The sequence below is a fragment of the Litorilituus sediminis genome (genome assembly GCF_004295665.1).
GTDB lineage: Bacteria > Pseudomonadota > Gammaproteobacteria > Enterobacterales > Alteromonadaceae > Colwellia > Colwellia sediminis.
In genome coordinates, this window is record NZ_CP034759.1 from 2,570,910 (window position 1) to 2,594,079 (window position 23,170).

Consider the following 23,170-nt stretch of genomic DNA (forward strand, 5'->3'; position numbering starts at 1 on the left):
TTATAGCGTGTGTAGAGTATTTAATCTAATACACCGACAAAGCGATATATTAATAATAAAAATGCCCGATATGAAGACCGGGCATACAAATTATGTTATGTCATTATTTATTATACATCTAAGTTTGAAACTCGTAAGGCATTCTCTTCGATAAAGTTTCGACGAGGCTCTACATGGTCACCCATTAATGTATTAAATAATTGATCTGCTGCGATAGCATCTTCAATGGTCACTTTTAACATACGACGTGTTTCAGGATCCATGGTTGTTTCCCATAACTGCTCAGGGTTCATTTCACCTAACCCTTTATAACGTTGTATATATTGACCGCGTTTTGATTCAGTCATTAACCAATTAAGTGCCTGTTCAAAGCTTGTTACTGGTTGAACTTTTTCGCCACGCTTAACATAAGCTCCCTCTTCCATTAAGCCGTTTATGGCATCATTTAAAGATTGAATTGCGGCAAACTCACCTGACTGAATAAAGTCATAACTACAGTTATAAATCTTATCAATACCGTGTTGTCTTACATTAAAGCTTGGATAGTAAATATTACGCTCTTGATCATGCTCTACTGTTACCGAATAGATAGAGCCATTACCATCTTGGTTTTCTAACTGATTAATTAAGTTAGCAGCCCAAGCATCAACCTTAGCTTTATCAGAAAAATCAGCTGGAACAATCGTTGTGCTGTACACCATTTTTTCTAAAATATCTGCAGGTATTTGTCGTGAAATACGCTTGATCGTATCCATAGTATTTCTAAACTGATTTACTAACTGCTCTAAAGCAACCTCAGAAATAGCAGGAGCCTGCTCATTAACATGAATTGAAGCATTATCTAATGCTAATGTCGTTAAGTATTCCGTTAATGCATCATCATCTTTAATGTAACGCTCTTGCTTACCTTTTTTCACTTTATATAGCGGTGGCTGTGCGATAAAGATATGACCTCTTTCCATAATCTCCGGCATTTGACGGTAGAAAAATGTTAATAAAAGCGTACGAATATGAGAACCATCGACATCCGCATCGGTCATGATAATAATGCTGTGGTAACGTAATTTCTCTGGGTCATACTCATCACGACCTATACCACAGCCTAAGGCAGTAATCAGAGTACCAACCTCTTGTGATGAAATCATCTTATCAAAACGTGCTTTTTCAACGTTTAATATTTTACCTTTTAATGGCAGGATAGCTTGGTTCTTACGGTTACGACCCTGCTTTGCTGAGCCACCCGCAGAGTCACCCTCCACTATGTATAGTTCAGATAATGCTGGGTCTTTTTCCTGACAGTCAGCTAGTTTACCTGGTAAGCCAGCAATATCTAATGCACCTTTACGGCGAGTCATTTCTCTTGCTTTACGAGCCGCTTCACGCGCTCTTGCAGCATCAACAATTTTCATAATAATTGTTTTAGCTACCGTTGGATTTTCAAGTAAGTATTCACCTAACTTTTCACCCATAGCTTGTTCTACTGCTGTTTTCACTTCTGATGAAACAAGCTTGTCTTTTGTTTGTGAAGAGAATTTTGGATCAGGTACTTTAACTGAAATAACCGCAGTTAAACCTTCACGAGCATCATCACCGGTAGCACTTGTTTCGCCTTTTTTACTCTTATTTAAGCCTTCTTTTACCATATAAGAATTAAGCGTACGTGTTAATGCCGTTCTAAAACCACTTAAGTGAGTACCACCATCACGCTGAGGAATGTTGTTAGTAAAACAGAAAATATTTTCTTGGAAACCATCGTTCCATTGCATAGCTACTTCGACAACAATGCCGTCTTCTCGACTTAAATCAAAGTAAAATATATTTTCATTAACTGCAGTTTTGTTGGTATTTAAATAATCAACAAATGCCTGAATACCACCTTCATAGCAGAAGTGTTCTTCTCGGCCTTCTTCTCTTTCGTCAATTAATTTGATTGATACCCCAGAGTTTAGGAAAGATAATTCTCTTATACGCTTAACTAAGATATCGTAATGGAACAATGTATCTGAGAAAGTTTCAGCACTTGGCCAAAAACGAACTTCTGTACCTGTGTGTTCACTCTCACCAACTACAGCTAATGGCGCTTCCGGCTCACCTATATGATAGGTTTGCTCGTGTAACTTACCATCGCGTCGAATCGTTAAGGTTAGTTTTTCACTTAGTGCATTTACTACAGAAATACCTACACCATGTAAACCACCAGAAACTTTATAACCAGAATCTTCACCACCGAATTTACCACCAGCATGTAGTACGGTCATAATAACCTCAGCCGCTGATACTCCTTCTTCAGGGTGAATTTCAGTTGGAATACCACGGCCATCATCTTTCACAGAGACAGAACCGTCTAAATGAATTGTTACCACAATATCACTACAGTGCCCCGCTAAAGCTTCATCAATTGAGTTATCTAATACCTCAAAAACCATATGATGTAAGCCAGTGCCATCGTCGGTATCACCAATATACATACCAGGTCTTTTGCGAACGGCATCAAGACCTTTAAGTACCTTTATACTGGACGAATCATATTCATTTTCTACTGTCATAGTTTCAGCCTATTTACTTTCCTATACTAAATCGGTGATATTTTTCCATGTTTCACGTGAAACATATTATAGTTTTCACCTAAGTTACCAGTGTTATCATCACCTGACTCAATGCTAGAAGGCTTTAAAAAGTCTGCTAATACTGAATTATCAGTCGCGGTGATTAAAATTTGGCAATTTGTTATTTCAATTAAACTAAACAACAAGGCACGAGATTTTACATCGAGTTCTGCGCCTATGTCATCAATAAGTAAAATTGGTTTTACTCGATTAACTTTAGCTATTAGATTCGCTTGCGCGAAAGTTAACGCCAGTAAAAACAACTTTTGCTGCCCCCTAGACAATTGTGTCTCGATAGGCATTTTTCCATATAAAAATTTGACATCAAACTTATGAGCACCATACAAGGTATAACCGTATGAAAATTCGCGCTCATAACTCTCATTCAAATACTCAACAAGAGATTTTTTCTGCGACCACCCTCTTGAATAATGAATGCTAACTTTTTCAGCAAGAGTCGGTAATAGAACTTTTAAAGATTCAGTTAATTGCTCAGTTAATGAAGCAATATATTCTTCACGTAACACAGATACTTGCTCACTATATTGAGCAAATGACTCTGTCCAATAAGCGAGTTCGGCCTTATTAACTTTGTTACGAATTAGCGCATTACGCTGTTTTAATAATTTTGCAAAGTCACGCCACAATGATGGAAAAGATTGTTTCACGTGAAACATACCTAAATCAACAAAGCGACGACGCTCTTTTGCACCACCAAAAAACAATTTAAAACTTTCTGGGGTAACAATCTGAACAGCAATATTTTGTGCTAAAACAGATAGCCTATTCTGATTCTTGCCATTGACTCTAATTTGAGTCGTGCCATGCAAAAAGTTTTTACTGATCCCTAACTGTAAATCATTGTCACTTTTTACATTGATAACAAATTCATTATTATCATGTGTTACCAAGTGCTCTACTTTGCTGGTTCGAAATGATTTGCCATGACCAACAAAAAAAAGCGACTCTAAAATACTACTTTTACCGCTACCATTATCGCCAATAAAGAAATTTAACTTTGGGTGAAGCGGAATACTAGCTGACACCAAATTTCTAAAATTGTGACTAGTTAAACTAACTAGGCTCATTTATTAAAGGCGCATAGGCATAACAACATATAAAGCTTCACCTAAGCCACAACCTTCAATAACGACACTACTATTGGCATCTGCTAATGTGAACTTAACCTGCTCGTCCTTAATGGCAGATAAAACATCCAAAACATAACTTACGTTAAAGCCAATTTCCAAGTCATCGTAAGGGAAGTTGATTTCTAACTCTTCTTCCGCTTGTTCCTGTTCTGGGTTATTTGCCGTAATACGCAGCAAAGAATTAGAGAAATTTAAACGTACTCCTTTGAACTTCTCATTTGATAAAATTGATGCTCTAGACAAAATCTGCTTAAGATGATCTTTATCTGTCTCAAAAACCTTATCACCATTTCTTGGTAAAACTCGACGGTAGTCAGGAAAACGACCATCAACCAATTTACTGGTAAAAGAAAACTCACTATCAATAATACGAATGTGGTTAGAGCCTAGGAATACTTGAACCTCTTCATCAACAGGGCTAAGTAAACGAATAATCTCTAAAATTCCCTTTCGCGGTACAATAACTTGACGTGCAGGTAGGGCTAAACTGTCATTAACAATCTTACAAATGGCTAATCTATGACCATCAGTGGCAACAGAACGAATTTCATTGCCTTCAGATTCAATTGACATACCATTTAAGTAATAACGAACATCTTGGTTGGCCATAGAAAAGTGAGTACTTTCAATTAAACGAAGTAGCTCTGATTTAAGAAGTTTAAACTCTACATCCCCTTTCCACTCTTCAATATTTGGAAAATCTGTGGCAGGTAATGTAGATAAAGAATATTTACTACGACCAGAAGCAAGCTTAACCGTATCTTCTTCGGCTGCAAAGCTGATCAAAGAGTTCTCAGGTAGGCTTTTACAAATATCAAGAAGTTTACGTGCAGGAATTGTTAACTTGCCATCAGGCCCTTGGTTGTCAATTTCAGCATGAGAAACCATTTCTAGTTCTAAATCTGTGGCTGTTAGGGTAAGTGATTGCCCACTTACATCAAATAAAATATTACCAAGAATGGGTAACGTACTTTTTCTCTCAACAGCACCAGAAACCAAAAGCAAAGGTTTGAGCAACAATTCCCTATTTAGTGAAAACTTCATTTTTATACCTATCTTAAGCTTTAAACATTATTATTATGATGAAAGTGTTCTGATTAAATTTGAATAATCTTCTTTAATATCATGCGTTTCTTCACGCAATGACTTGACCTTACGACAAGCATGTAAAACCGTAGTGTGATCACGACCACCAAAAGCGTCACCTATCTCAGGTAAACTATGGTTTGTTAGCTCCTTAGATAATGCCATGGCAATCTGCCTTGGTCTAGCAACAGAACGATTTCTACGCTTAGATAATAAATCTGCCACTTTAATTTTATAATACTCAGCAACAGTCTTTTGAATATTATCAATAGTGACTAGCTTATCTTGCAAAGCAAGTAAGTCTCTCAGCGCTTCTCTGACAAAATCTATGGTAATTGCACGACCTGTAAAGTTAGCATTAGCGATAACACGGTTTAATGCGCCTTCTAACTCACGAACGTTAGAACGTAAACGTTTGGCAATAAAAAAGGCAACTTCATCGGCTAGATTAATCTGACTTTCTTGAGCTTTTCGTTTTAATATGGCGACTCGTGTTTCAAGCTCAGGCGGTTCAATGGCTAACGTTAAACCCCAACCAAAACGCGACTTCAAACGATCATCTACGCCATCAATTTCTTTAGGATAACGATCACTGGTCAAAATTATTTGTTGATTACCTTCAAGTAAGGCATTAAAGGTATGGAAAAACTCTTCTTGCGTGCGCTCTTTACCAGCAAAAAATTGAATATCATCTATGAGTAAAGCATCCACACTACGGTAATAATGTTTAAACTTTTCCATCGCATTGTTTTGCAGCGCCCTTACCATATCTTGGACAAAACGCTCGGAATGCATATAGGCAATCTTGGCATTAGGCTTATTCAGTAAAATACCATTACCAACTGCATGCAATAAATGGGTTTTACCTAGGCCGGTACCACCATAAATAAATAAAGGGTTATATGCAGCACCTGGATTATCTGCAACTTGTGAAGCAGCAGCTCTTGCCAATTGGTTAGATTTACCTTCAACAAAATTATCGAAAGTATAATTAACCCTGACATTGGTCTTTTTAGGTAGATTAGATTCTGTCTCTACAGGTTTACTATCAGAAGATGTTTTAGAGAAAATATTAGTAACATTGGTACTAGAGCCATCACGCCTATCTGGAGCTTGCTCAGCATTATTTTGTTCGAAAATAGGCTTGCTACCAACATCAAAACGTAATAGTAATGGATTTTCTGTTTCGTTAAGCGTTACTAACTCATTAATTCTATTAACATATTTATCTCTAACCCAATCTAAAACAAACCGATTTGGCGCATAAAGCGTCATTACATTATCTGAAATAACGCATTGCAGTGGTCGGATCCACATACTAAATTGCTGCGCTGGCAACTCTTCTTGCAAAACGGAAAGGCAACGTTGCCAAGGTGACTGATCCAACCGGACGCTCCAAAATTTTAATAATTTTTAGTAACTAAGGTTTTGCTTACAAGCAAATACCAATTAGAAAAAGGAAATGCACAATAGAGTTATTTCTTCTTAATTAGGCTATTATCTAACTACTTATCCACAAGTTCAATATTGACTTTTGCTTAATGAAGATAAAAAAAGCAACAATATATATAACCAACTGTAATTATTAAATTTAATATTAATAATTTACTGTGATAAAAGCGATAAACAACGAACGATTTGTCTAGAGAGTCTGACTATTAATAGCGAAATGTTATAAAACTGTGGATAGCTAAAAATAAAATAGCGATCAAAAACGATCCTTTTGTCATGATCATGATCCCTATATAAAAATTTAGCTTGGATAAATGATTGACAATTAGTCAACGAAGCTTTAATATTCGGCCTCTTTTTTTAGACCAGTGTGCTCAAACGGCTGTTTTGCCAGGGCAACAACAACCGACGGATTAGCGTAATGAAAAGAACATTTCAACCTAGCGTATTAAAACGTAAGCGTAACCACGGATTCCGTGCTCGCATGGCTACTAAAAACGGTCGTGCTGTATTAGCTCGTCGCCGTGCTAAAGGCCGCGCAAGCCTTAGCGCTTAATATATTCTGCAAAGAATATCATAAGATAGCCTAAATAATGGTTTCTTATAAATTTAATCGGGAGTCACGTTTGTTGACTCCCGGTCAATTCCAAACAGTGTTTTCTAAACCTGTTAGATATAGCTCACAACACTTCACCATTCTAATATCACCTACTACTTTAGATAACGATTCCACCAGTAAAAATCGTTTAGGCTTAGCTATAGCTAAAAAACGAGTCAAACTTGCTGTTCAGCGTAACCGCATGAAACGATTAGTTAGGGAAAGTTTTCGCTTAAATCAGCATAAACTACCTGCTATCGATATGGTGGTTATGGTAAAGTCTGGCATTGACCAATTAGATAACACACAAATAAATAAACAATTAGAAAAAATATGGCGAAAAATAATTCAGCGCCACAAAAATTAATCATAGCCTTAATTAAAGGTTATCAAAAATTTATCAGCCCTTTATTGGGTTCTAATTGTCGCTTTCAACCAACCTGCTCTTCCTATGCTATTGAAGCTGTTAATCGCTTTGGAGTATTAAAAGGGACTTGGTTAGCAAGCAAACGTATATTAAAATGTCACCCACTCAACGCAGGGGGTGAAGATCCCGTGCCAACACAAAAAAAAGAGAAATAAACCTTATGGAATCCCAACGTAGTCTGCTCTTTATTGCGCTAGCGGTAGTAACATACTTGTTATTTAGCCAATGGCAGCAAGATCAAGCGCCAAAAACAGACCCCGTCACTGTAAGCCAAACAGCTCAAGGTGAAAATTCTGACTTTGTTCCTGAGTCAAGCGAGCAAGCAACTGTTGTTAGCGAATTAAAAGCAGCAAGTGCAGCCAAAGTTATTACTGTAACTACAGATACATTAGCACTTAAAATCAACACGCAAGGTGGCGATATTGTTGAAGCTAAGTTACATCACTTTGATACAGAACAGGGTAACGGTATTCCATACACCTTAATGCAAGACGGCGCTCGTAAGTACATAGCGCAAAGTGGCTTAACAGGTGCTAATGGTGTTGACCGAGTGGTAAAAGGCCGCCCAATTTATAGCAGCGCACAAAGCAACTATGATATGGCAGGCAATGAAAGCTTAGTGGTTGATTTAACCTACCAAGGTGACAATGCACTTAATGTCACTAAGCGTTTCACCTTCACAGCTAATAGCTATAGCATAGGGGTTGAGTATATAGTTGAAAACAACACCAGTAATACTGTTTCTGTACAAATGTACGGTCAATTAAAGCAATCTACCGTTGTTGATACTTCAACAGGCATGCTACCAACCTATCGTGGCGCGGCATACTCAACCACTGAAGAACGTTACGAAAAATACGATTTTGAAGATATCGCTGAAGCTAACTTAACGAAAGCTACTGCGGGCGGTTGGGTTGCTATGTTAGAGCACTACTTTGTTTCTGCTTGGGTGCCACAAGCACAAGATACTAACCAAATTTATACCAGTTACACCAACAACTATGAAGCGGTTATCGGTTATAAAGCTCCTGCTGTTAACATAGATGCTGGCCAAACAGGTACCACGGCCGCCATTTTTTATGTGGGTCCAAAAGATCAAGCAGCATTAGAAAAAATAGCGCCGAACTTAGATTTAACTATCGATTACGGTTTCTTGTTTATGATAAGCCAACCGTTATTCTGGCTATTAGTTCAAATTCAAGCACTTGTTGGTAACTGGGGTGTGGCAATTATCATCATTACTTTAATTGTTAAAGGTGTTATGTATCCGCTTACCAAAGCACAATACACCTCTATGGCAAAAATGCGTGATTTAGCACCTAAAATGCAACAATTAAAAGAGCGCTACGGTAACGATAGACAAAAAATGTCACAAGCTACCATGGAAATGTACCGTAAAGAGAAAGTAAACCCTGCTGGTGGTTGTTTACCTTTACTATTACAAATGCCTATTTTCTTAGCGCTATACTGGGTGTTCTTAGAAAGTGTTGAGCTACGTCATGCGCCATTTGTATTATGGATTCAAGATTTATCTGCCATGGACCCATTCTTCGTACTACCTATTTTAATGGGTGCAAGTATGTATGTAATGCAAAAAATGCAGCCAATGACTATTCAAGATCCAATGCAGCAAAAGATCATGCAATATATGCCAGTAGTGTTCTCTATCTTTATGGCATGGTTCCCATCAGGTTTAGTTTTATACTGGTTTATCAGTAACGTGGTTTCTATTGTGCAAATGAAGATCATCTTTGCCGATATGGCCAAGCAAAAAGAAGCAAAAAGCTAATCTGTATAAAATCATTTTAAAAGCGACCTAGGGTCGCTTTTTTTATGCCTGAGTAACTGTATAAGAATCAGATAAAATCGAGTAAAATAACTAGACTTTGACATGATTAAGATGACTAACCTATGAGTGCTTTTTCTCAACAAACAACAATAGCCGCACAAGCTACAGCGCCAGGACGTGGTGGTGTAGGTATTATTCGCGTATCAGGCCCAGAAGCCAAAAATGTAGCGCAAGCGATACTTGGAAAAGTACCAGAGGTTAGAAAAGCAGAATATCTACCATTTTATGATCAAAATCAGCAAGTGTTAGATCAGGGAATAGCACTTTACTTTAAGGCTCCTAATTCTTTTACTGGTGAAGATGTGGTTGAATTTCAAGGTCATGGTGGCCCAGTTATACTGGATATGCTGCTCAAAGCCATCTTAACGCTACCCAAAGTACAAATGGCAAAACCGGGTGAGTTTAGCGAACAAGCTTTTTTAAATGACAAGCTAGATCTCACCCAAGCAGAAGCAATAGCCGATCTTATCAACTCAAGCTCAGAGCAAGCGGCTCGCTCTGCCCTGCACTCACTACAAGGTGACTTTTCAAAACTAGTTCACCAAATGGTAGATAGCATTATACATCTAAGAATGTATGTTGAAGCGGCCATAGATTTTCCCGAAGAAGAAATTGACTTTTTAGCAGATAAAAAAGTGGTTAGCGACCTAAAAGCCATTATCGAGCAGGTCGCTAATGTACGTAAACAAGCACAGCAAGGCAGTATCATTCGTGAAGGTATGCGAGTAGTTATTGCTGGTAAACCCAACGCCGGTAAATCAAGCTTGCTTAATGCGCTGAGCGGTAAAGAAAGTGCCATAGTTACCGATATTGCAGGTACTACGCGCGATGTACTAGCTGAGCAAATTCATATTGATGGTATGCCACTACATATTATAGATACTGCAGGACTAAGAGAGAGTGATGATACCGTTGAGCAAATAGGCATAGAGCGCGCATGGCAAGAGATCAATCAAGCTGATCGAGTACTGTTAATGGTAGATGCCAGCCAAAAACACACCGTACTTGAAGATGAGCAAGATATTAAAGATTTCTACCCAGAGTTTTTTGCCAAACTCCCAGAAAATATCGGTTTAACACTGATTCGCAATAAAGCCGATATCAGCAAGATGACAACGGGATTAGATGAGTTTACCGACCAAGCCCAACAAACCCATACCGTAGTCACCTTGTCAGCAAAAACGGGCAGTGGCGTAGAGAGTCTTAAAGAACACTTAAAGGCCATCATGGGCTATCAAGGCGGTACTGAAGGTGGTTTTATGGCGAGAAGACGCCATTTAGTCGCCTTAGATAACGCCTATCAGCACCTGCTAACAGGTTTAGAGCAGCTTGAATCTTACATTGCTGGTGAGATCCTTGCGGAAGAACTACGCCTTTGCCAACAAGAATTAGATCAAATAACAGGTGAATTCACTAGTGATGATCTACTAGGTAAGATCTTTACCTCATTTTGTATTGGTAAATAAACTAGTAAAAAAATTGACTCTCAACCAGTCTGGTTTCTTACAAAAGAGGCATTTAAAGAAGAGCTAAATATCTAAACAAAAAAGCAACTATTGATTTAATCAAAATGAAAAAGGCTGCCATAAGGCAGCCTTCTCAAGATACTTTGCTGCTTGCAGCCCTACAAACCTGCTATTAGAGGTGGTTTATAAGTTATCACTACAAGCGCTTACGTAGTAAATTTTGGCCAATTACAACATTTTTGTCAACTGTTATTTTTATTTTGTGGTAGTGTTGAACACATAGTTTTCTAATGGATGTGAAAAATAAATTGAGACCAAATGACCTAGCCATTGTTTTTGATTCCTTGTCTCAGCCAAGAATTAATGCATATAAACGTTACTTTGGGAGTCACTTATCTGATGATGAGGTTTATAACTGCTATTTATGGAACGACGCAATAAGTAAGGCATTATTTAATGTCATAACTCAAATCGAAATTACTTTACGAAACAGGACGCATGTAAGTCTAAGTAGTCAATTGTATCATTCACAAAAAAGAGTTGTGACTCGTTGCAGTGGCAACCCAAGAAATTGGAATACTTCAAATACAAATACGATAGGTACAACATCCTCATGCAACTGGTATGAAGCAGGATTACTTGAAAATAAGTCGCTTTCTAAAATACATACCACTACTCACCATTATCGCAGTAAGACTCCCCTGCAAGGAAGGGTAAGACCCTCTCCCGATGATGTAGTATCAAGTCTACATTTTGGTTTCTGGTCATCCCTTATTGATAAAAACCCTCTTGTTCAATGGGGTAACGTACTAGCTCATATATTCCCAAAACACAGAGCCTCAAACAGTAACCAATGGAATGTCGCAACCCAGCAGAAAAGATTGACATATCGTTTAGAACTGGTAAGAGATATTCGCAACAGGATAGCTCACCATGAACCCCTATGGAAGACACCAAAAATATTAGATGAAACTCCACCTGCACAAGGCTCCAATAGAGCAGTGTTACATCCACCAAGCTCAACCCCTACTGAAAGTATCCAACGTTTGAGAATCATATATTCTAAAATAACAGAGTTGTTGAGATGGATGTCACAGGAACTTTACGATGACTTGGTGGCTTCAGCAACTCACACTCATTTCCTCTGGTTATGCTCAACACGTGGGCTAGATTTCTACATAAAACACCACGAAATAGCGAGTAGTCATATTAAAAGCTGTAAATTCAAGCGAGAATTAGGCTCCATAATAAAGATGAAAAAGAGCGTGTTTCTGGTTCATGGTAAGAGAAGTATATCAGCACTGCACCCGATTTAGTTTACTTACACTATAGCGCCTTCACTCCAATTAGAAAAAGATAAACACTTTGTTTTTATTTATTGTATTGGTAAATAATTCAGCTCAAGCTTGTTCCATAACAAAAATAGCCTACCTTTAGGCTATTTTTATATCGGCCATTAAATACTACAATAACGCTTCTATTTCCCCATTTAGGAGCCATTATGAGTTCATTTCAAATAATTGTTGGCAGTATGTTAGGCGGTACAGAATATGTCGCTGAAGCCTGCGAAGAAACATTAGAATCCCTTAATCAACAGGTAGCTTTACACCTAAAACCTAACTTTTCTGACATAGTCTCTGCTACTAATTCGAGCGAAAATCCAGTTTGGCTTATCTGTACCTCAACTCATGGTGCCGGTGACTACCCTGACAATTTTATCGACTTTGCTCGTGATCTTGAAAATTGTGATCAAGATCTATCCACAGTACGCTTTTTAACGATCGGTGTTGGTGATTCTAGCTATGATACTTTCTGCCAGGCAGCAAAAAACATATCAAAGCTATTAAAATCAAAAGGTTCTAAAGAAATAGTAGATTTATACACCCTAGATATGTCTCAAGAAATAGATCCAGAAGAGCTTAGCCAAGCGTGGATAAGACAACATAGCGATCTGTATTAGATCGCTTACCCATAAGTTATCAACATTTACAAACTAAAAAAACACCATCTGTGGATAAAACCTTTAATAAGCTATTAATTTTCTATTATTATTCAGTTAACTAAAAACAAACTATTTTAGCTTGTGTATAACTAAGGCTTTTGATCAAAGGTTATTTGGCGATAGATCAATGTTTGATCACAAAGTTATATCTTTCATTAACTATTAAAAAATAAAGAGAAAAAAGCCTTATCCACAGAAAAACAGGATCTTAATAAAGTATAATAACAAGATCTTTATATAGATCTCTTTTTATATATTAAGGATCTGCCTAGATCTTTTTTACGTATTTGATCGTATCTCTTTCGCTAAAAAAGCGCTAAAATATGCCTCCTTATTTTTTAGATAGATTCTTTTTGTAAGAAATTATCGATTAGTTTTTTGTTTAGTAGGTTTTAATTTATGTGGTATCAAGAGTCTTATGACGTAATTGTTGTTGGTGGCGGTCATGCAGGAACAGAAGCATCTTTAGCTGCTGCACGCATGGGCTGTAAAACGCTTTTACTGACCCATAACATTGATACATTAGGACAGATGTCATGTAACCCAGCTATTGGTGGTATTGGTAAAGGTCACTTAGTAAAAGAAATTGATGCCCTTGGCGGTTTAATGGCAACAGCCATTGATCATAGTGCTATTCAATTTCGAACACTTAATGCCAGTAAAGGACCTGCTGTACGTGCAACAAGAGCTCAGGCTGATCGCGTTTTATATCGTTCATTTGTTCGTAACACCTTAGAAAACCAAGAAAATTTAACTATTTTTCAACAGCCTTGTGATGACTTGATCTTAGAAAACGATCATGTTGTTGGTGTATCAACACAAATGGGCTTAAAGTTTAAAGGCACTACCGTTGTTTTAACTGTAGGTACTTTCCTTGCAGGTCAGATTCATATTGGCTTAAACAACTATCAAGGTGGTCGTGCAGGTGATCCTGCTAGTATGAATTTAGCGGCAAAATTAAAAGATATGCCATTTAGAATGGATCGTTTAAAAACAGGTACGCCACCAAGACTTGATGCCAGAACACTTGACTTTTCAGTGATGGAAGAACAACCTGGCGATACACCGCGTCCGGTATTTTCTTTTATGGGATCACTTGATGATCACCCAGAGCAAATTTCCTGTTATATCACTCACACTAACGAGCAAACTCATCAATTTATTCGTGATGGTCTTGATCGTTCGCCTATGTACACAGGCGTTATTGAAGGTGTAGGCCCTAGGTATTGCCCATCTATCGAAGATAAAATCACGCGTTTTGCTGATAAAGACTCTCATCAAATATTTGTTGAGCCTGAAGGTTTAACTACCAATGAAGTCTACCCTAACGGTATTTCGACTAGCTTACCGTTTGATGTACAAATGAACTTAGTGCGCTCAATTAAAGGGTTTGAAAATGCCGTGATCACTCGCCCTGGTTATGCCATTGAATATGACTATTTTGATCCAAGGGATCTGAAACAGAGTTTAGAAAGCAAATTTGTTAGTAACTTGTACTTTGCTGGACAAATTAACGGCACTACTGGTTATGAAGAAGCCGGCGCGCAAGGCTTAATTGCCGCAACAAATGCGGCAAATAGAGTAAAAGGCCGTGATGAATTTATTCTAGGTCGTGATCAAGCTTATATGGGCGTGTTAATTGATGATTTAGCTACATTAGGCACTAAAGAACCGTATCGTATGTTTACTTCTCGTGCTGAATACCGCTTATTGTTACGTGAAGATAACGCCGATATTCGCTTAACTGAAAAAGGCCGAGAAGTTGGTTTAGTCGATGATCTTCGTTGGCAACGTTTTAATGAAAAAATGGAAAATATCGAGCTTGAACGCCAACGTTTACGATCAACTTGGGTACAAAAAGATCACCCTGCCGTGACAAAAGTTAATGAACTTGTAAAAACACCTATGAGCAAGGAAGCAAGTTTAGAAGATTTAATTCGTCGACCTGAAGTTAAATACGATGATTTAATCAACATTGAAGGCCTAGGCCCTGCCCTTGCGGATAAACAAGCTGCTGAGCAAGTTGAGATCCAAATTAAGTACGCCGGTTATATTGATAGACAACTTGAAGATATTGCCAAGAAAAAGCGTAATGAAGATACTTTAATCCCAACAGACTTTGATTATCAGCAAATTTCAGGTTTATCTAACGAAGTTGTAGCAAAGTTAATGGATGCTAAGCCGGAAACTATTGGTAAAGCGTCGCGAATTTCTGGTATTACTCCGGCAGCAATTTCGTTATTATTGGTATATCTAAAAAAACATGGTCTATTGCGTAAACACGCATAGCCGTACACATTAGGGGCGAGCTTTTATTTCAAGCGATAAAAGCCGCCTAATTTACCATGACATTAAGACAAGAATTAACTTCACTGATAAGCAAAACCTCACTTCAAGTTACCGAAACGCAAATTGAACAACTTGTTCAATATGTTGAATTACTGCATAAATGGAACAAAGCCTATAACTTAACTTCGGTTCGCAATCCTAGCGAAATGTTAGTTAAGCATATTATGGATAGTTTAATGGTGGGAGAAGTTTTAACCGGCAATCGTTTTATTGATGTAGGCACAGGTCCTGGCTTACCGGGGATCCCACTTGCTATTTTGTATCCTGAGCGAAATTTTGTATTATTAGACAGCCTAGGAAAACGCATTACTTTTTTACGACAAGTTGTTTTTCAATTAAAGCTAACTAACGTGCAACCCGTTAAATCTAGGGTTGAAGAGTATCAGGTTGAACAAGCGTTTGATGGTGTGTTAAGTCGTGCTTTTTCATCATTAAATGACATGGTATCTTGGTGTAATCATTTAATTGCTGCAGAGCAAGGACGTTTTTTCGCTTTAAAGGGGCAATTTCCTCATGAAGAAATGACACAATTGCCAGCGCATATTGAACTGGTAAAAAGCTATGAAATTCACGTGCCTGATTTAGTTGGTGAAAGGCACGTTTTAGAGTTGAAAAAAAGTAAATAAGTTAAATATAGCAATAAAATTAACAAATAAATCAATACTATATTCGAGGCGCTTGTGGGAAAAATAATAGCTGTAGCAAATCAAAAAGGTGGGGTAGGAAAAACCACCACTGCTGTTAACTTAGCGGCATCATTAGCGGCGACAAAGCGAAAAGTACTACTGATAGACTTAGATCCGCAAGGCAATGCCACTATGGCCAGTGGTGTTGATAAATATCAGGTGCATGCAACCTGTTATGAACTGCTAATTGAAGAGCAAAGTGTTGAAGAAGTTGTTGTTAAAGAAACTTCTGGCCTATATCACTTATTAGCAGCAAATACTGATGTTACTGCGGCAGAAATAAAGTTAATGGAAGTGTTTGCCCGCGAGCAACGCTTAAAAACTGCTTTAGCGCCGGTTAAAGACTACTACGACTATATTATTATCGACTGTCCACCATCGCTGAACATGTTAACCGTAAATGCCATGACAGCAGCAGATTCTGTACTAGTGCCTATGCAATGTGAATACTATGCCCTAGAAGGCTTAACGGCGTTAATGGATACTATTTCCAAGTTAACTTCGGTGGTAAATGAAGGGCTACATATTGAGGGAATATTACGTACTATGTACGATCCTCGAAATCGCTTAGCTAATGACGTTTCTGAGCAGCTTAAACGCCATTTTGGTGATAAGGTTTATCGCAGCGTTATTCCACGTAATGTTCGTTTAGCTGAGGCGCCAAGCTTTGGTGCGCCAGCTATGTATTATGATAAATCATCTACAGGTGCTAAAGCCTATTTAGCATTAGCCGGGGAAGTATTGCGCAGAAATGATCCAACTAAACAGGCAAAAGCAAATAAAGCGCCTGCGGATGTTAATATTGCTGAATAACTCAGTATAATAACGCGAAAATAACAACAGATAAGTGCAAGGAATATTATGAGTCCAGCAAAACGAAAAGGTGGAAGCCGTTTAGGCCGAGGTTTAGATGCCTTATTAACGCCTGCTGCAAGTCCAGTGAAAGAAAGTTCTGCTGAGGAGGCTCATGCAGGTAAAGCTATTGATAGTGAGTTACAAAAGCTGCCTATTGAGCAATTATCGCCGGGTAAATATCAGCCTCGTCGTGATATGTCTGATGCTGCACTTGAAGAGTTATCTTTATCTATTCAATCTCAAGGTATTATTCAACCCATTGTGGTTCGCTTGGTCTCAGAAAATCGCTATGAGATTATTGCCGGTGAACGTCGTTGGCGTGCAGCAAAGCTTGCACAGTTGGATGTTGTGCCTTGTTTAGTTAAAGACGTACCTGATGAATCAGCGGTAGCGATTGCTTTAATAGAAAATATTCAGCGTGAAGACCTTAATGCCATGGAAGAGGCGATAGCATTAGAGCGCTTATTAAATGAGTTTGATTTAACTCACCAAGAAGTGGCTATTGCTGTGGGTAAATCACGTACCACGGTAAGTAATTTATTACGCTTAAATAATCTTAACGATGAAGTTAAAACTTTCTTGGAAAATGGTGATATAGAAATGGGCCATGCTAGAGCTTTACTTGCTTTAGAAGGTGATTTACAAACATCGGCGGCACAAACGGTCGCCACCAAAGAGTTAACGGTTCGCGAGACTGAAAACTTAATTAAGAAAATTCAAAACCCAGTCGCTGAAAAAGAAGCGGTAGAAAAAGATATTAAAACCTTAGATTGGGAGCAAGGTTTAGCTGACAAGCTCGGCGCTAAGGTGGCAATTAGCCACAATAAAAAAGGTAAAGGCAAGTTAGTGATTTCGTATGCTAACCTAGAAAAATTAGAAGAGATTTTAGCTAAGATTAACTAGGGGCTGTTGATCTTTCGCGAGTGTTTTTTGAGCGGCATGGTAAAGCGTTATAATTTGCTTCGCCAAAAGTAAACTAACAACTCAATACCATGCCTAGACTAATGCTAACTGATAAGCGGTGGTTAAAGCTACTTCAAGTAATGAAGAGCACTGGCCGCATATACAACAAACCAAAACACAGAATGACGTTTGAGGGGATATTATATCGACTGAGAACAGGCATCCCGTGGCGCGATTTACCAACAGAGTTTGGCGGCTGGAGTAGCATTTATCGTCGCTTTAATTTGTGGTCGAAGAAAGGCTTATTGAATATGCTATTCAATGAGTTAGCCAAACTTTCAGATTATGATTGGGTCTTTCTTGATGGTTCTATAGTTCGAGCACACCAACACAGTACAGGGGCTGCTACTGACAATTCTGAACAAATAGGAAAAAGTCGAGGGGGAAATTCAACTAAAATTCACTTGGCAGTGGATAGTGGTGGTTTGCCAATTTGCTTTGAGCTATCAGAAGGTCAACGACACGACATCGTTCATGCAGAAAGTTTGGTAGCGCAGTTAGATGATGTAAATACCGTAGTTTGTGATAAAGGGTATGACAGTGAGCCATTTCGCAAATTTGTTCGAGAGCTGGGCGGGGTAACGGTTATTGCCAAACGTAATTACGGACAAGACATAGATAAAACAAGCATGGATTGGTGCTTATACAAATATCGTCATTTGGTTGAAAATGCATTTGCGAGAATCAAGCATTTTAGAGCTATTTCAACGAGATATGATAAATTAGGAAGGAATTATGCCAGCATGGTATCGCTGGCATTTATGTTAATGTGGCTACCGATGTACTGCTGAACAAGATATGTACAGCAAAGATCAACAACCCCTAGATATTTTTCACTATAATCTTCCCTTAAAAGCCAGCATATTGCTTAACACCGATCAGTTAAGAAAATTATTATGATCGGTTGAACGATCTTTACAATCTGTCAAAATCCAGTGATCACAAGTCACTGGATTTTTTTTATGCTTTCAAATTGGTTACTCGATACAGACACTTTTGCTGCTCCCGAAGATTTATCTGTTTTCCAAAAACATTTGCCAATGGAATGGATAGAGAAGGTACTCGTTGAAACGGATAAAGCCAGTATGAGAAGGCGCAAACTACCAGCTGAGCTTGTTGTCTGGCTCATCGTGGGAATAGGCCTTTATCGTAATCGCCCTATTACCGAGGTTGTTGATAAACTTGACCTAATACTGTCAGATAAACTGGGTGAAACACTTGCTCCCAGTGCAATCCCGCAAGCACGAAAGCGCTTAAGTGACACTCCATTAGCTGAACTATTTAAATTGACGGCGACACATTGGTCACAACAACAAGATGGGGATGATACTTGGTGTGGGCTATCACTTTTTTCAGTGGATGGCACACAGCTTCGTTGTGCAGACACGCCAGAAACTGCAAGCGAGTTTGGGTATATCAAGCACCGCCAAGATAAGCACCTTGAATATCCAGTAGTACGATTATGTGCATTAATGTCATTGCGTAGTCGCCTAATAAAAGATGTCGCATTTGGCTCAAGCCGAGTTGGCGAGGTTAATTATGCGAAACAGTTAATTTCATCAGCATCAGCAAATTCACTCACTATTTTTGATAGGTGCTACCTAAGCGCAGAACTTATGATGAATTGGCAACGGCATAACCAAGAGCAGCACTGGTTAACCCCCATAAAAAGTAATACCAAATACCGTGTCATTGAACAGTACAGTGAACATGATTTTCTCATTGAAATGTCAGTATCAAATCATGCCAGAAAACAAGACCCGAGTTTACCTGAAGTTTGGCAAGCTCGCCTCGTTACTTACCCAGAAAACAAACAAAGTAATCATATTAAAGGGCTCCTGAGCTCTTTAACTGACATTAATAAATACAAAGCAGAAGATATTCTGGCAGTGTACTTCGAGCGTTGGGAGATAGAAAATGGCTATGGGGAGTTAAAGCAATTTCAACTTGATAATGCAATATTGCTTAGAAGCCAAACAGTTCAGGGCGTAAAGCAAGAAATATGGGGATTATTAATTGCGTATAACCTAATTAGAGCCGAGATAAGCCAAATAGCGACAGAAGCACAAGTCTCTCCGTTACGCATAAGCTTTGTGATGGCAATGCGATTTATCCAAGATGAGTTTATGTGGTGTGCAATAGCCTCACCAGGTAGTATTCCTAAAAAGTTGAGGGCGATGCGGGAAAACGTAAAACAATTTATATTGCCAGAGAAACGAAAACGGCCCAAAGCCCGGACCGTTCGTATTTCTAAAACCCGCTACCCTGTCAAATCAAAACATGCTTAATTGACATGTGTTAAGCATATTGCTGGTTTTTTTGTTTATATTTCACTTGGTATTATATCTTAGCTTGTTATAGTAACTGACGTACATTTTTTGAAAGCTTAAGGACAAGGTTATGGCTAAGCGATTATTCCACATAATATTTATATTCTTACACCTTATTGCTAGCTTTGTCGTTGCTGCTGATGATGGCGTTGCGCTATTAAAAAAAATTGATCAGCTGTATCGCTCAGACACTTCTATTGCCAGCATGAAGATGCAAATTATCACACCCAATTGGCAACGCACCTTAGAAATGCAAAGTTGGACTCGCGGCATGGATGACACCTTTATTCGCGTGTTATCACCAAGAAAAGATCGCGGTGTTGCCACCTTAAAAAAAGATAAAGAAATGTGGAATTACTTTCCTAAAATCAACAAGGTCATTAAGGTGCCACCTTCAATGATGATGGGCTCTTGGATGGGCTCTGACTTTACCAATGATGATTTAGTACGAGAAGTATCACTGGTGGAAGAATATCATGTAGATAAAGCGACAGACGGTGATAACTTTCGTTTAACGTTAAAGCCTAAACAAAATACGGTGACCGTATGGGGAAAAATTGAAATAGTTGTTAATCAACAAAGTCTATTACCGTTAGAGCAAAGTTATTTTAATGAAAAAGGCGAAAAGGTTCGTATCATGACCTTTAGCGAAATTCGTGAGTTTTCTGGTAAAAAAATGCCGGCGATCATGACGATGCAGCCATTAAATAAATCCGGCCATAAAACTGTGATTGAATATGTTGATGCGCAGTTTGATGTTGAGTTAGACAAAAATGTCTTTACCCTACGGAATTTACAAAAGCGTTTTTAATAGCGTTACTAGCTTATGTTGATACTCAAGTTAGCGTTTCGAAATATTTTGCGTAATAGACGGCGCTCATTGCTGACACTGCTCAGTATGGGCGGCGGCTTTTTTCTACTATGTATAACACTATCTATGTCAGAAGGTAGTTATAGCAATATTATTAATATTTTTACCCAAGATCATACTGGCCATGTACAAATTCATCAGCAGGATTATTTAGAGCGCCCTTCGCTATATAAAACCATTAATACCGCCAATGCATTGCTCGAGCTGCTTAGTGAAAATCAACAAGTGGTTGCAGCTGCGCCGCGAGTGTATGGACCTTCACTTGCCTATGGCAAAAACAAAACCTTTCCCGCGCAAGTTATTGGTATCGATCCGATCAAAGAAGCACAAACAACGCGATTAAAAAGTAAGGTTAATCAAGGTGAATACTTAACGATTGGCATGACTGAAGCAGGCTATTTTCCTGCCATGATAGGTTATAGCTTAGCTAAAAACTTGAGTTTGTCGTTAGGCGATGAACTGGTACTTATATCACAAGGTATAGATGGCTCTATAGCCAATGATATATTTATTGTTAGTGCCATTGTTGGTGACGAAAGCTCATATGAAAAAATGAATGTTTATCTGTCTTTACCAGCAATGCAGGAATTTTTGACCATGGGGCAAGGAGATAATAGCCAGGTGCATCAAGTTGCTATTCGTTTGCAACACCAAAGCTTAGCGCGAACATTTGCTGACGCTATGCAAAAGCAGTTTGCAGATAGTGAATTATTTACAGGCAATGAATTTAGGGTTTCGCCATGGCAAGTGGTTGAGTCTGCGTTTTATAACAGTATGCAGGCAGATAAAAAAGGTAGTTATGTCTCGATGGGCATTATTATTTTTATTGTCTCAATTGGCGTATTAAATACTATCTTAATGGGCACATTAGAGCGTACTAGAGAGTTTGGTGTGCTTAAAGCCATTGGCACAAGGCCAGCGGCTGTGTTTATGCTAATCATGTTAGAGTCGCTTGCTTTGGCTATGGTCAGTTGTATTTTAGGGCTACTGTTGTCATTGCCTGTATGTTTTTGGTTAGCAAGTCAGGGGATTGCTATGCCTGAGCCTATTGATATGGGCGGTATCGTTTTTGATACCATGCTAGGTGAAGTAAGTTGGTACATTATCTGGGTACCTAGCTTAGTAGTCATTATCAGTACTTTATTGGTGAGTTTTATTCCGGCAATAAGAGCTGCACAAATATCACCGCTGAAAGCGTTACAGGCGGTGTAATTATGGCTTCCTCCAATAGCAATTTATCTGCACATAGTCAAACAAGGTCTTTGGTTGCCAGATTGGCTAAGCGCAGCGTTTTTCGTAATACTCGCCGGACATTACTAACCATTTTTCTGATCTCTTGTAGTTTAACCGCCATCCTTTTCACCGATGCTTTTGTTCGCGGTATGGTTGATACTATGGTGAAAATTTCTACGCAAACCTTTTTAGGTGAGGCGCAAATTCACCAAAAAGGCTTTAGAGAAGCGAATGATATTGATTTATATATAAAAAATGAAAATAAACTCTATCAGCAGCTTAGCCATATTCAAGAGATATCAGCCTTTGCACCGCGTGTTATCACAGGAGCTATGGCTTCTTCGTCAGAAAATGTTGCTTCTGCCATTGTTTATGGTGTTGATGCTGAAAAAGAAGCTCAAGTAAGTAAATTGAAGCAAGCTGTGCTTAAAGGAAGTTACCTAACAGGCAAAGATGGCGAGATCTTGTTAGGCGATCGTTTAGCTGAACTTCTAGAAGTTAACTTAGGTGATCGTATTGTTATCACTGTATCTCAAGCCGAGGGCGGAGATTTATCACAAGCCTTATTTCGCGTGTCGGGTTTATTTAGCTTTAACGAAAGAAATATGGATAACGCCATCGCCTTTGTTAATTTAAAGCAAGGTCAGGAGATACTTAATGTTCAAGGAGTTCATCAAGTTGCCCTGCGTTTGCAAATGTTAGCGCAAGCTGATGATAATACATTACCTTTTTGGCAAACATTAAATAACACAGAGCTAGAGACCCTATCTTGGCAAGAGTTAGTGCCGCAGCTAAGCAGTATGCTTGCCATGACCGAGTACTCAACCTTAGTTGTTTCCAGCATTCTTTATATTCTGGTCTGCCTTGGCTTAATTAATACCATGTTTATGTCTATATTTGAGCGCCATACCGAGTTTGGTATTTTGCTGGCAATAGGCACTCAGCCTAAGCAATTATTCAAACAAATACTGTTAGAAGGTTTCTTTATTGGCCTGTTAAGTGTAGCCCTTGGTTTATTGTTAGCCTTTTTAGTTTGTTATTGGGGCTCTGTGGTAGGGATTGATTATACCGATCTTGAAATGACAGGTATGACGCTGAATGAACCGATTTATTTGCTGATTAATGGCGTCAGTTTTATGCAAATGGCTTGTGCTACTTTAGTGGTTGTTGTGCTTGCCTGTTTATATCCAGCCTTGCATGCTGCAAAACTACAACCTTCTTTTGCTATGCGAAAAACCCTTTAAGA

At 38.5% G+C, this 23,170-nt stretch carries 20 protein-coding genes; 16 read left to right on the plus strand and 4 right to left on the minus strand.

Going from position 1 to position 23,170, the window contains the following annotated elements; all coding sequences use genetic code 11:
- Positions 1-110 precede the first annotated feature (110 nt).
- The 4 genes from gyrB to dnaA are packed head-to-tail and all read right to left on the minus strand — an operon-like array spanning position 111 to position 6,229.
- Complete coding sequence (gene gyrB / locus EMK97_RS11515; protein WP_130602310.1) at positions 111-2,546, minus strand: DNA topoisomerase (ATP-hydrolyzing) subunit B; 2,436 nt, start codon at positions 2,544-2,546, stop codon at positions 111-113.
- Positions 2,547-2,572: 26 nt separating this feature from the next.
- Entirely contained in the window at positions 2,573-3,652 is a 1,080-nt protein-coding gene (gene recF / locus EMK97_RS11520; RefSeq protein ID WP_246028771.1) for a DNA replication/repair protein RecF, read from the minus strand.
- A gap of 45 nt (positions 3,653-3,697) precedes the next feature.
- A complete protein-coding gene (gene dnaN, locus EMK97_RS11525) occupies positions 3,698-4,801 on the minus strand; it encodes a DNA polymerase III subunit beta (protein WP_130602314.1) in 1,104 nt (367 codons plus the stop codon).
- A 33-nt stretch (positions 4,802-4,834) separates the two neighbouring features.
- Positions 4,835-6,229 carry a chromosomal replication initiator protein DnaA gene (dnaA, locus tag EMK97_RS11530; RefSeq protein WP_130602316.1) on the minus strand — a complete coding sequence of 465 codons (1,395 nt, stop codon included), beginning with the start codon at positions 6,227-6,229 and terminating at the stop codon, positions 4,835-4,837.
- Between the two features lie 487 nt (positions 6,230-6,716).
- Here dnaA and rpmH point away from each other — a divergent pair, with 487 nt between their 5' ends.
- The 16 genes from rpmH (at position 6,717) to EMK97_RS11610 (ending at position 23,168) form a co-directional block, all read left to right on the plus strand.
- Entirely contained in the window at positions 6,717-6,851 is a 135-nt protein-coding gene (gene rpmH, locus EMK97_RS11535) for a 50S ribosomal protein L34 (RefSeq protein WP_118959841.1), read from the plus strand.
- A 70-nt stretch (positions 6,852-6,921) separates the two neighbouring features.
- The gene (gene rnpA, locus EMK97_RS11540; protein ID WP_342774592.1) at positions 6,922-7,260 is read left to right on the plus strand and encodes a ribonuclease P protein component; all 339 of its coding nucleotides are present in this window, start codon (positions 6,922-6,924) and stop codon (positions 7,258-7,260) included.
- A complete protein-coding gene (yidD, locus tag EMK97_RS11545) occupies positions 7,227-7,475 on the plus strand; it encodes a membrane protein insertion efficiency factor YidD (protein WP_130602320.1) in 249 nt (82 codons plus the stop codon). Before rnpA ends, yidD begins: the two co-directional genes overlap by 34 nt.
- Before the next feature lie 5 nt (positions 7,476-7,480).
- Entirely contained in the window at positions 7,481-9,109 is a 1,629-nt protein-coding gene (gene yidC, locus EMK97_RS11550) for a membrane protein insertase YidC (RefSeq protein ID WP_130602322.1), read from the plus strand.
- 122 nt (positions 9,110-9,231) lie between these two features.
- Positions 9,232-10,635 carry a tRNA uridine-5-carboxymethylaminomethyl(34) synthesis GTPase MnmE gene (gene mnmE, locus EMK97_RS11555; RefSeq protein ID WP_130602324.1) on the plus strand — a complete coding sequence of 468 codons (1,404 nt, stop codon included), beginning with the start codon at positions 9,232-9,234 and terminating at the stop codon, positions 10,633-10,635.
- A gap of 290 nt (positions 10,636-10,925) precedes the next feature.
- Positions 10,926-11,951: an Abi family protein gene (locus tag EMK97_RS11560; protein ID WP_130602326.1), complete on the plus strand. Its 1,026-nt coding sequence runs from the start codon at positions 10,926-10,928 to the stop codon at positions 11,949-11,951.
- Positions 11,952-12,136: 185 nt separating this feature from the next.
- Positions 12,137-12,595 carry a flavodoxin domain-containing protein gene (locus EMK97_RS11565; protein WP_130602328.1) on the plus strand — a complete coding sequence of 153 codons (459 nt, stop codon included), beginning with the start codon at positions 12,137-12,139 and terminating at the stop codon, positions 12,593-12,595.
- Between the two features lie 441 nt (positions 12,596-13,036).
- Positions 13,037-14,926, plus strand: a complete 1,890-nt coding sequence (gene mnmG, locus EMK97_RS11570; RefSeq protein ID WP_130602330.1) for a tRNA uridine-5-carboxymethylaminomethyl(34) synthesis enzyme MnmG — start codon at positions 13,037-13,039, stop codon at positions 14,924-14,926.
- A gap of 56 nt (positions 14,927-14,982) precedes the next feature.
- Complete coding sequence (gene rsmG, locus EMK97_RS11575) at positions 14,983-15,612, plus strand: 16S rRNA (guanine(527)-N(7))-methyltransferase RsmG (RefSeq protein ID WP_130602332.1); 630 nt, start codon at positions 14,983-14,985, stop codon at positions 15,610-15,612.
- 54 nt (positions 15,613-15,666) lie between these two features.
- Positions 15,667-16,485, plus strand: coding sequence for a ParA family protein (locus EMK97_RS11580; RefSeq protein WP_130602334.1), 819 nt, complete (start codon positions 15,667-15,669; stop codon positions 16,483-16,485).
- A 48-nt stretch (positions 16,486-16,533) separates the two neighbouring features.
- Positions 16,534-17,430 (plus strand): ParB/RepB/Spo0J family partition protein, encoded by an 897-nt coding sequence (locus tag EMK97_RS11585; RefSeq protein WP_130602336.1) that lies wholly within the window; start codon positions 16,534-16,536, stop codon positions 17,428-17,430.
- An 89-nt stretch (positions 17,431-17,519) separates the two neighbouring features.
- A complete protein-coding gene (locus EMK97_RS11590) occupies positions 17,520-18,281 on the plus strand; it encodes an IS5 family transposase (RefSeq protein ID WP_130598256.1) in 762 nt (253 codons plus the stop codon).
- Positions 18,282-18,452: 171 nt separating this feature from the next.
- Entirely contained in the window at positions 18,453-19,778 is a 1,326-nt protein-coding gene (locus EMK97_RS11595) for an IS4 family transposase (protein WP_130600978.1), read from the plus strand.
- Between the two features lie 112 nt (positions 19,779-19,890).
- Positions 19,891-20,631, plus strand: a complete 741-nt coding sequence (locus EMK97_RS11600) for an outer membrane lipoprotein-sorting protein (RefSeq protein ID WP_130602338.1) — start codon at positions 19,891-19,893, stop codon at positions 20,629-20,631.
- Positions 20,632-20,757: 126 nt separating this feature from the next.
- Positions 20,758-21,903 carry an ABC transporter permease gene (locus EMK97_RS11605; RefSeq protein ID WP_246028772.1) on the plus strand — a complete coding sequence of 382 codons (1,146 nt, stop codon included), beginning with the start codon at positions 20,758-20,760 and terminating at the stop codon, positions 21,901-21,903.
- Positions 21,904-21,905: 2 nt separating this feature from the next.
- Positions 21,906-23,168, plus strand: a complete 1,263-nt coding sequence (locus tag EMK97_RS11610) for an ABC transporter permease (RefSeq protein ID WP_130602342.1) — start codon at positions 21,906-21,908, stop codon at positions 23,166-23,168.
- The last annotated feature ends 2 nt before the right edge of the window (positions 23,169-23,170 follow it).